This is a genomic window from Bacteroides sp. DH3716P (assembly GCF_025914115.1).
Classification (GTDB): Bacteria; Bacteroidota; Bacteroidia; order Bacteroidales; family Bacteroidaceae; genus Bacteroides; species Bacteroides ovatus.
In genome coordinates, this window is sequence record NZ_CP083673.1 from 3,802,983 (window position 1) to 3,813,334 (window position 10,352).

A 10,352-nucleotide genomic window follows, 5' to 3' on the forward strand; every position below is an offset into this window, starting at 1 on the left:
TTACTGGTCATGCACACAACGGACACTACCGCCCAGCAGATAATGATAACCATAATATTCATTAAACCCTGCAGGTAACCCGGCCGGACTATGAATGTCATTACCGGCACCATGCATTAAGGCCCATCTATTACGATTAACCCTATATGTGGGCGCTGTTTTTCCAGCTCCGATATCAGGATTCCAATATATTCCTGTATGTAATACAGAGGCAGGAGAATGTCGTTGAGGTGATGAATATATCATTGGAGTTTGTGTCCAGATAGCTAAAACGCCTTCTTCATATCCACCATCGGGGGCAGATATGGCTGGAAAAGACTTAGCTATTCCCGCACCGCTTTCTATCAATCGAGTAAATACAACAGGATAAGAGCCTGTTATAGACTGTATCAGATTAATAACCTCCCAAGCCGTAGGGAGTCGCCAGCCATCGGGGCAGGCACGTTGGGGAATACTGCCATAATAAATGGGTCCGACCATAGCTGGTGCCAAAGAATATGAACGAGGACGAGCAGCCATATTAGGACCTCCTTCCCTACTGGCGTCTATCATCCAACAAACACCACCATTACCCATACGGGTAGTCTGATAGTTACTGCCACCGATACGCATAAGTTTCATGGAATTTCCGAAACCACAAGCTGGTTGCTGGCTTACATGCAAACGATATTCCAATTCGTTAGCAGAATTTCCTGTTCGTATGGAAAGGACAGCACTACGCATATTCTGGGTAAAGTTCTTACTGTTTGCCGAAATAGTAACCGTGGCTGGTACTCCCGCTGTACCCGAGGTTTGGCTGAGTGAAATCCATGAAGGTTTTCCGGTTATTTGCCAATTGGTATTCTCTGTAGTTATATTTACGGGTAATGAAGCGACACCTATTTGGATATCACCGTCAAAAGCGAACACCCGTTTGTCCACCGTCAGCCGTTTGTTCCCTCGTACTATTACTTCTTCTTGTACCTCGTTCCACGGCACGATACGGCATTTAAGGGTATGGTTTCCTTTGAAAGCTTCCTCGGGAGTTTGGGCCGGCAACCCGTCCACACTTTCCACTTGTACTTTATATTCATGATTACGCAGAATATCCATCGGCACTCCCGAACCGTAGTCCTTGAAGTCGAGGCGGTAGTAACCGTCTACCGACGGCTTAGAGCCGGTGAGATACGGCTTCACGTGCATAACCAGACAAAGGTCGTCCAGCGCATTCCCGCCCGAGGGGCGGTTCTTGTTGTCCACCTCGCACAGGTAGAACGTCTTTTGTGAGCCGTTGAAAATACCGATATTCCCGGGTGACACATCGCTGTTCAATGAGGTGAATGTACCCCGTGTCTGCCGTGCCCCGACGGGTACGGTGGGAGTATTCACTTGCTTGCCCGTCACATTATAGTTGTCCGGTGCAATGCGTCCTTTTGCCCGGTAATTGTACAGCCGCAGATCGTTGTAATAATAGAAAAAGCCTTTTAGGTCGGATTCAAGAGGATTGATAAGCGTGAACTTAGCTACCGCACGTATCATCGTCACCTCTTGGGGAGCGCCAGAGGGAGAGAAACCTTCGCCCACCGCTTGGTTGGGAAGCTCGCCCCACATGGGTATGCCATTCGTAAAGTCGGGTGCGGCATCCGTTCCGACATCGAATGCCAGGCGGTTCATTACCCCCTCTTTCTGTTCTCCGAATGCAGCAGCAAGGGTATTCACCTGCTCACGGACATTGGCAAGCACCACGAGTGTCTGATGTTCGGGAGCTCCCATCAGCTGTACACGTACGGTTTGTGTGCCGATATCGTATGTACCCTGTGCACGGTAGAAGAATGTACCTTTCTTTATATTCGTAGGATCTGCAGGATCAACCTTGAATGAAAGTACATCTACAGTATTGATTCCATTTTCATCTATAGCACGTGTCAGCGGCGCACGCGTTTCGGAACTTTGCGAGGTGTTCATTTCAGCAGCCTGTTTTGAAGCACCGGTTTTAAAGTTCAGGTAAATAACGGCTGTATGTCCGTTCGCTTGCGGCACCGACTGCTCCGCATCATCACTGCAAGCGGTCGGAAGGAGCGCCGCCATTGCAATCCACAGCACAGCTGAGGCATGTCGCCTCCACAGATATGCCACACGGGTGAAACCGGATAAACCGGAAGTCTGAAATCCTATATTCATTTTTCTTCTTTTTTTAGTAATATATCTATTTTTTATATCAACTTTCTTACAAACTAAATTGCATCGGTCATATACCGTCTTACTTATTTATCGGCGAACAGACGAACGGAAAACCCGTGGTGTTTAACGTCTCTGTAGTTCGCGAACGCAGAGTACGAGTAGAAAGACACGTTCCAAGCATTGCCGAGGAGGCTGGGAAACTCCGTGCTCGACCAATACCGACCATATTCGCCTCGGGCTTCGAGCAAACCACTCGAAATGAACGTTGGGAAGGAGATATAACCGGCAGCCGGAAAAATACGAACGACAGCCTCGGAAGTATGGCTATCCCACCAAGAATCATTATTGATAGTGCTAATGTTTCCTGTAAATGCGCTGCCCAAGTAAACACAATCCACTTTCAATAGGGAAGTAAAGTCATGGTTGGCAAACGAACCCACGCGGGTGTAACGGTAAGCACAAACCATATTATTATCAGTAGCAAGAGGGAAATCGGATAGGGAAGAATCATCGATAGGATTACCGGTACCTTGTTTGAAACGCAGAGCGTAACAAACACCGTTACCCGAAGAGAAATAATCGTTGGCGAAAGTTTTTTTGATGCCACCGAACTCAATAGCCTCGTTGACATTAGAAGTATTAGTAGGGGAATCATATTGGGTATTACCGCTGTAGGAGAAAACGCCCGTCAACTCCCAGCGGGAAGGCAGGTGGTAACCATAACCGGGATGCCCCAGTTTAAAAAAGACATCATCAAAGAGCTTCTTGGCATTTGGATTGTAAGTATCATTATTCTCTCCTGTGAGCACGTACCAATTATAATAACCGGATTGGGCATTGCTATGGCTCGAAGCCCAATGAAGATTAGGGTCAGTCTGGGCTGCAGTGGGAGAAATACCCGGAGGAACGGAAGAAATGAAAGGAGAATTATAGATAGAGCCACCGGCGAGGTTATATTCGGCAACATAATCCAAAGGCGTACCGATCTGCTTAATATTGATTTTAGTATAAAGTCGTCCAGCCCGTATCTACAGATAACCATCCTTGAATCCCTTGCCATTCGTGATGGCCTGCAATTCCTCCGTAACCGGATTGGTGAGAGTGGCGCCAGCCGCCCCACTGTTTTGACTGGGTTTCAGCCATGAATTAGAAACTGAAATTGTTGTTCCGTCGGCATTATAGGCACCGACCTTCCACCCACTGGGGTAATTGGTGCGCACAGAAAATTTGTTCTGTGTGCTTGTGGCATCGTGCTTGCCTTGAAGTGTCATCGCCGTTCGGGTCACTGCCAAGAAATGCCCCGATTCATTGAACGTTATATCTGTGAATGCGTCTATCACGATGGGCACTACTACGATGTTATGGTTGGTAAAGTTGTCCGGGCTGGTTACAGCCTCGTTCAAAGTGGCAAACCCCGGCCCTTTCACTTCCTTGATGGTGAAAATATAGCGGTGGTTGCGCAGAATGGGCATGTATTTACCCTTTTCGTAAGGACTCGTGCCACCGCCCTTGATACCGTCCCATGTATAATCCATTCAGTAGTAGTATTCTCTTCCTTGATAGGCAAGATTTATAACTATACAAGGACGGCTGCCGCCGGAGATAGCCGACTGTTCATTCAAATAATAAGTGATGACATTCGGAGATGCGGTGTTTGCAGTTCCCTCAAGCGGGTGCCCGCCACTGACTGCTGGCTGCGATGTGGCAGGCAGTGTGGGAGTCATGTATCCCGACTGTGAAGCGGTGGTATTGTATGTAGCAAGATCTACCCAAACGCGTCCGTTGCCTACGGAATTGACGAAGTAAACCTTTCCCGCAGCTGTCGTGGCTCCCGAAGTTGTAGGATTGATGATATCCACCTTCGCCAGCATGCGGATAAGCGGTATTTCCTGCGCAATGGTTTGCGACACACCGGCTTTCAGTTCAAAGCCTCCCGCCGGGGCATGCTCGCCGTACATGGGTATGTATGTGCCCGTACCTTCTTGTCCGAACCTACCCACGACTTCCACTTGCTTAAGAGCATCATAGGTGGAACCGGCTGTTATATTTGCCAGTTCTGTTTGGGCATTAGCTATGAGAGCTATACGTTTGTATCTGCCCGCAATAACGGGCACAGAGAAGTATTTCGTATCCGAAGAGCCTGAAAGTGTATGCAACGAGCTGCCCAGAATATCATATTTCACCTTGACTTTCTCCGTACCGCCTTCATCGGCAAACATCAGTACGGTAATCTCTGTTATCCCTTTCTCGTCTACACCACGAGTATTCGCCGCCCGGAAATCGGGAATCCTGACAGAAAGTGTCACTTCGGCCGTCTCACCTTTGCCGGACACGGGCGGAACAGGAAGAATGAGTTCGTCTTGCCGGCACGAAAGTACGAGCGGCAGTAATAACAGGACCGACAGCAGGTTGCGGAACGGTATGATGATTGAACTACTTGGCATAATATATTGTTTTATGATTTGCATTTCATGATTGACCGGTGCGTTTTTTACACTCCTCCGGGTTTTACATTCTGATTTTCCCAATTCCTGATCGTTATTTTCGCATGACCGTTTGTAAAGGTAATCTCGATAGGAATGGTTACTTCAATATCTTCCTCCATCGGTATGTGGTAGCGGGCAATAAGCCCTGCCAACGAAATCGGGGGCACGATATGGTTTCCCGTGGTGGGATCGATAATTTCCACCATGCCGGGGGTATCGGCCTTGAAACGGGGGATGTCAGTCGTGGCATTAGCATGGCGGTTGGTGACATCATATGCTACGGCAGGCTGGAATGTCTTGTTCCGGCTTACGGACTGGAGACGCCATGTGCCCGAGGTTTCGTCGAACACCGGTCGCAAGGCTGACTCCATGCCCGTGATGTGTACCACAGGCTGCACGCTCACACCATCAAGGTGAAGACTTACACGGATAGTGCCGGGGCTGAAATTGACAGTATGGTCTCCAGTCTCGTGCTCACTGACCGTAAGTGGCGTGACAGCGAAAAGAAGCCGATCAAGCGTGGGGATGGAAGCGGAAGTCTCCGCATGCGGGTGTGAGGCGGAAAGGTTCCTTATGGTTTCTCCTTCGGAAAAGCCGCCGAGCTTGGTCTGTGCATCCGAAGCATTCGCCCAGAGCACGACAGTGTAGTTTCCCTGCGGCAGATACATCTCAACACCCTGCAAACGGTCAAGTTCACTCTTCTCCAGCGTCTGCATATGCTCAATACTGCCATCGGGACGGTACACACACAGCCTCACCCTCTGAACACGCTCTCCGAAAAGGTCAGCGGCAGAGCCGCGAGGCTTGTAGGTAAATCGTAACAGGGTATCCAGAGGGCAGCCCTCCAGGGACTCCCTGATGCACCTCGACAAGACTAAGGTTAAAATACCGGAAAGCATCAGGAAGCGTATAGCTTTATACAATTTCATGCGTAGTATCTTTTAGGTGAATAACTGTGGTTATGACTTTATATGAATATACGTGTTATGATTTAACAGGTTATAGAAATACAGGTCGTGAGGTCAGGGCAAAAGACACCCACGACCTGCTTACATTCCGCCGTGCGAGAGGAACTGGTGAACTAGTAAAATGAGCTAAAAATCTCCTCTACGCAAACGGACTTGTAAAAGAAACAAACAAATACAATATACCTTGATGGTATGACAGTTAGAGATTAGGCTTGACAGGAACGACCGTCCAGGCTTTTACCGTCACCTTCAACCAAACGCTGACAGCACTGGTATTAGGTATTGTGGAAAGGTTGCTCTCGTCAAATGTAAAGTCGGCTTTCGAGATAGTATAAATCTTTCCTTTTTCCAGTTCTACAATATTGCCACTGCCATCTTTGAATCCTCTCACGGTGATAAACTGGTCACCTGTGCCGAAATTCACGCTGCTGCCGGCCTTAGCAGCCAAATTACTCAACTTAAATACGAGCTGGAGTTGCTCGTTCGCGTCAGTACTGTTACCGTTAGGAACAACCTGATATGCCCAACGTTGCCCTGCAGTTGGCGGAATGACTTCCTTTGGGATACCTGTAGCAGCGACGGCAGACTGGTCAAAGAGTTTTCCAGCGTTAGCAGGGGTGTAAAGCCCCTGTCCTTGAGCATAGGCAGCAGGAGTAGCACCATATTGTACTTTCGTTCCCACAACGGTACCGGCCAGGTTGAACTTTTCAAAGAAGTTATTCACATAGATTCCTTCCAGCGTAAAACCATCCACCGCACTGGAGGCCGTAGTCGCCAGACCTTCGATTTCGACACGTGCCACGGCAGGACCGATTTCCACTTCGGCATACTTGTCACCGTCCGTTATTCCAGGGGCATAAGGCAGGGCCGGACTACCGGTAGTCCATGTCTGCAGGGGTTTGTCATCGCCGCTCAACACCACATCCGCAACTGCAGACTGGCTTGTGATTTCCAGTTGTACAGCTTTCAATGCAGCTACGGTTCCACCTGTAGGCAATGAAGTTCCGGCAGGAATATTACCACATACCGTTACAGTGGTAGCCGCCGCGGGTACATCCGTTATTTGGGTACCGGTAGTCAGATTCGCAATCGTGATGGGAGTGGTTGTAGTCGCGTTCACATATTTCAGAATGCTGGTCCCGTCATGGAAGTATACATGCAGATTACTTACCGTAGCAACCGTTCCCGAGGCTACAGGAGGCTCGGTCGATCTCGTCAGCGTCGGCAACTCCAGCTTCATGAATACGCTTCTCGCTTCCCCGTTCTTTACGTCAGGCACTTCGATGTCATCGTTACTGCACGCGGTGAATGCTGCAGCCATAGCAACCATTGTAAACACGCTTAACAAACTTTTTTTCATAATCATTGTAATTAAATTGTTAATAAAAAAATAAACACTAATAAAACACTTGTTAATATTTAATTCGTACTTATACTTTTTTTCCTGTTTTGTTCTTTCTACTTTTTACTATTTCCCTTCCGCTATCCTGTCCAGTTCCATACGGAGCCCGAAGAACTTGGGAATGAGGTCCGACAGTTCCGGATCCAGGGGAATACGCAGGACAAGATTGGGATTCATGCGGCAGGCCGCAAGCATATGTTCCACTGCTAAGTAATCATCGCCCTGCCGGGCGCTTACCACAGCATGCAGGTATTCCTTGCGGGAATCTACGGGTAACTGGTCTAAAAGAGCGGAAGCCTCTTTATGATAACCGAGCTGTGTCAGGCAAAGGGCGGTGTTATAGTCAGGCCGTTTTTCCAATATCGGCAAGGCTTGCCGGTATTGTCGCTCTGAAAGGAGCCGCAAGGCTTCGGCATACTCTTCTCCCTGCGGAGTATATACGGGACCGCTTGCCGCAAGAGAGTCTGTCTCCGCAGAAGCTATGACATATTGGTCCAGAGCGGAACGGTCAACCAGGTCGCTAAGCGAGGCCACAATGAAGAGCAGCGTGTCCGAGGCGGCAGGCCGCCATGTGCTGCGGTCGGTGGCTTCCACGATAGACTCTAGCCGCACACGGAGCTTTTTCATTCCATCGGTGACGGGCAGAGAATATACATAGTTGTAGATATAATCATGTCCGGAAACTGAATCCGAATTCTGGCGGACCATCACGGAGTCGATATAGGGGAAGGGAATCATACGCCGGCGGATTTCATCACGGTTACGGTCATTCATCTCATTTTCGGCAATCCGGTCGTAGAAATAACGGTGGCGGGAGATGTCCATCGAATCGGTGGCGGTGAGGACATAGTTGTGTATGTTGGACAGGCTGCGCCCCCCCGTTATAAAGGTCACGGAATTTCGAAGGTACACGATCGGCGGTAAGCTCGCGTTCCAGCCGGTACATCGGCCAAAAGGAGGCCGTACGATGATATTTACGGTCATAGGAGGCCCACAACCCGAGCGTGTCACGACCAGCCACATAGCGCCGTACGCTTTCTTCGATCCGCTTGCGTTCCAGGCGGTGACGGAGTGTCGCACGGTTGGCCTGCGTACGCGTGTTCCAGAAATTCTGGCGTTCAAGGGCAAGGCGTTTCCACTTCTCGTAGGCAAGCTGACGGTCGCGCTCCTTGCCGTAAAGTTCATAGAAGAACCTCTGCCGGCAGGCGATATCCTTATTGATGCCTTTACGGTCAAGATACACACTATCATAAGCCGAAGGATCGACAATTCCATTAAGAAACAGCCTGTACGCCTTATAGTCCGCTTCCTGCATGCGGGTAAAGGAAGAACCGGAAAGCACAACAGGTGGTAGCGGGAAGCCTGAACTGTCAGAGGTGCAGAGCATCGGGGTGAGTGTGACACGCCAGCAACTGTCAATCAGGAGGGAAGGGACATGGATATTGAATTCCAAACGCACGGAACCTTCCCGCATGGTGACCTGCTTGACGACCGTGCGTGCAGCGACGATGTCAACACCGCCCAGGTGTATGGTTTTCCATACGTCATCCGTACTGTCGGAGACCTCTTCGAACTCACCGGGAAGAGTGTCCGAAGAAGTGGTGAACCCCACCTGTTCGGCAAGCACTCCGGAAGGTGCGCTCTCCTCGTGGGGAAGAAAAATATTAGGACGGCCGGACTGCATAAACAGCCGCATAGTCCGCGGTTCGCGGGAAGTGGAACAGGACACGGCCAGTAACACTCCCGCGCAGAAAGCGGCGGCCGTTATGTGGGATTTGAGATACTTATTCATCATTCAACTTTTTATATCTTGTTTCAACAGATAAGATGGTTTCAGAAAAGATAAACCAGATTAACGGCGGTACGTGTGGGTGTCACATAGACACCGGAGCCCTTGCCGGTACGCTTACCGCAGTTCACGCAACGGTAACGTTCCCAGTCGGCCCAGACAACACCGAGACCCAGTTCGAACTCCAGATTCCAGCGACGCGAAAGGGGGCGCACCAGCCCCGCAGAAAGCCCGCCGCCGAAAGCTGTGCCTTCGTAACGGTAGCGATGTCCGAACAGACCACCCGCATTATATATGGAGAACACACCGTGGAGCCCGATAAAACAACCCCTTCCGTAAGTTTCGCGCATCCAATAACGCACACCAGGCTGGACTGTGAAGTTTTTAAGCTTGCCGTCATCCCAAAGACGGAAAGGATTGTACTGTACGGGAAGATGGGCGGACCAATGCGTGGAAAAAGCCATGGAACCCTCCACATTCAGATTCCCCGTACCTAAACCCACCAGATTGGTTCTGACAGAATAAAACTGCGCGGAAACCTTGTCTGAATACACAAGGCAGGCCAAGACACAGGCAAAACATAAAAAGTACTTTTTTCTATTCAAATTCATAATTCAAACTAGGATAACTCAAACTTTAAGTGGATAAACAAAACATGCACCCAAAGTAAACGGATGAAAAGCTGTGTCATCATAATAAGACTGTTCTTATTCTACGTGCAACCTGTAAAAATGAAGTATTTTAATGAACAAGAAACAGTTTTATATTATCACATCTGTTTTGTTTTTCCTGGTTGCAAAAGTAATAACACATAAATCACGAGTTACAAAATGAAACCACAAATCTAACGTCCGCATTGCATAAAACATTATAATACAGAAACATAAAGACTTCGTTCTTCTTATTTTTCTAACACGACGCTAACAGATGATTTACAACCTTAAAAAATATAGGGCAATCAATAAGTTTCTGACAATTGACTGGAATAGTAACAGATATTATAATGAAAGCATCTTCATACTTTCCGGACATACCTCCCAGGAGAATTAAACCTGTTATGGCTTACCTCCATGACAAAACCATTCTACAATTACATCATTCCGGTATTATGGCAAAAACAATCTGAACATATTCTAGATTTAATTACCGGATGATGCATTAGTCATTGGAACCTAGTATAAAGTTGAAATACCTATCCCAGAAGGCTTAAGAATAATTCTTTATTAGCTGTTTCCGTAGATTTAATACGTGATTTGAGCCGTGACTTGCGAGCGTATACATTAGCCACCGTATCCTTCATGAATAAGCTAATTACTTGCGGTGAAAATCCTACAAAAATATAGCATAATAACCTGGTGTCGGAAGCTTTCATAGTTGGAAAATCTTCCTTGAGCTTGTACATGGCATTGTCATGACAAGTGTTTACGATTTTTTCCAGTTCTTGCAGTATGCCATTGTTTTCTGCAAAATCTGTAATTATCTGCTTTACTTCATTAAATATGACTGACTGTTGCGATGTTGTATTTTCACGTTCATAGTAGGTCTTT

The 10,352-nt window shown here is 48.1% G+C and carries 9 protein-coding genes and 1 pseudogene; 1 reads left to right on the forward strand and 9 read right to left on the reverse strand.

Translation table 11 applies throughout. The annotated features are described in order from the left end of the window. The 7 genes from KQP79_RS14265 to KQP79_RS14295 all read right to left on the reverse strand — a co-directional run bounded on the left by KQP79_RS14265 (nucleotide 1) and on the right by KQP79_RS14295 (nucleotide 7,910). Entirely contained in the window at nucleotides 1-2,160 is a 2,160-nt protein-coding gene (locus tag KQP79_RS14265) for a BACON domain-containing protein (protein ID WP_004308145.1), read from the reverse strand. Between the two features lie 83 nt (nucleotides 2,161-2,243). Then, a complete protein-coding gene (locus tag KQP79_RS14270; protein WP_138343250.1) occupies nucleotides 2,244-3,134 on the reverse strand; it encodes a hypothetical protein in 891 nt (296 codons plus the stop codon). A gap of 54 nt (nucleotides 3,135-3,188) precedes the next feature. Further along, complete coding sequence (locus KQP79_RS14275) at nucleotides 3,189-3,695, reverse strand: hypothetical protein (RefSeq protein ID WP_004308147.1); 507 nt, start codon at nucleotides 3,693-3,695, stop codon at nucleotides 3,189-3,191. Then, on the reverse strand, nucleotides 3,696-4,604 hold the full coding sequence (locus KQP79_RS14280; RefSeq protein WP_004308148.1) for a fimbrial protein: 909 nt from the start codon (nucleotides 4,602-4,604) through the stop codon (nucleotides 3,696-3,698). Nucleotides 4,605-4,651: 47 nt separating this feature from the next. After that, entirely contained in the window at nucleotides 4,652-5,575 is a 924-nt protein-coding gene (locus KQP79_RS14285) for a FimB/Mfa2 family fimbrial subunit (protein ID WP_004308149.1), read from the reverse strand. A 238-nt stretch (nucleotides 5,576-5,813) separates the two neighbouring features. Further along, nucleotides 5,814-6,974 carry a hypothetical protein gene (locus KQP79_RS14290; RefSeq protein WP_004318672.1) on the reverse strand — a complete coding sequence of 387 codons (1,161 nt, stop codon included), beginning with the start codon at nucleotides 6,972-6,974 and terminating at the stop codon, nucleotides 5,814-5,816. Nucleotides 6,975-7,082: 108 nt separating this feature from the next. Next, nucleotides 7,083-7,910, reverse strand: coding sequence for a hypothetical protein (locus tag KQP79_RS14295; protein ID WP_225693909.1), 828 nt, complete (start codon nucleotides 7,908-7,910; stop codon nucleotides 7,083-7,085). Nucleotides 7,911-8,329: 419 nt separating this feature from the next. On the opposite strand from KQP79_RS14295, the gene KQP79_RS14300 reads away from it, so the two are divergent. Continuing rightward, nucleotides 8,330-8,842: a hypothetical protein gene (locus tag KQP79_RS14300; protein ID WP_171033839.1), complete on the forward strand. Its 513-nt coding sequence runs from the start codon at nucleotides 8,330-8,332 to the stop codon at nucleotides 8,840-8,842. 7 nt (nucleotides 8,843-8,849) lie between these two features. Here KQP79_RS14300 and KQP79_RS14305 read toward each other — a convergent pair whose 3' ends face one another. Continuing rightward, nucleotides 8,850-9,416, reverse strand: coding sequence for a DUF3575 domain-containing protein (locus KQP79_RS14305; protein ID WP_004318675.1), 567 nt, complete (start codon nucleotides 9,414-9,416; stop codon nucleotides 8,850-8,852). 581 nt (nucleotides 9,417-9,997) lie between these two features. Continuing rightward, nucleotides 9,998-10,352, reverse strand: a pseudogene (locus KQP79_RS14310) (hypothetical protein); the annotation flags it as partial.

Bases quoted from the DNA above. Each gene is read 5' to 3' on its own strand.
- KQP79_RS14265 (WP_004308145.1), bottom strand. From the start codon at position 2,160: ATGAATATAGGATTTCAGACTTCCGGTTTATCCGGTTTCACCCGTGTG.
- KQP79_RS14275 (WP_004308147.1), bottom strand. From the start codon at position 3,695: ATGGATTATACATGGGACGGTATCAAGGGCGGTGGCACGAGTCCTTAC.
- KQP79_RS14280 (WP_004308148.1), bottom strand. From the start codon at position 4,604: ATGCCAAGTAGTTCAATCATCATACCGTTCCGCAACCTGCTGTCGGTC.
- KQP79_RS14285 (WP_004308149.1), bottom strand. From the start codon at position 5,575: ATGAAATTGTATAAAGCTATACGCTTCCTGATGCTTTCCGGTATTTTA.
- KQP79_RS14290 (WP_004318672.1), bottom strand. From the start codon at position 6,974: ATGAAAAAAAGTTTGTTAAGCGTGTTTACAATGGTTGCTATGGCTGCA.
- KQP79_RS14300 (WP_171033839.1), top strand. From the start codon at position 8,330: ATGCGGGTAAAGGAAGAACCGGAAAGCACAACAGGTGGTAGCGGGAAG.
- KQP79_RS14305 (WP_004318675.1), bottom strand. From the start codon at position 9,416: ATGAATTTGAATAGAAAAAAGTACTTTTTATGTTTTGCCTGTGTCTTG.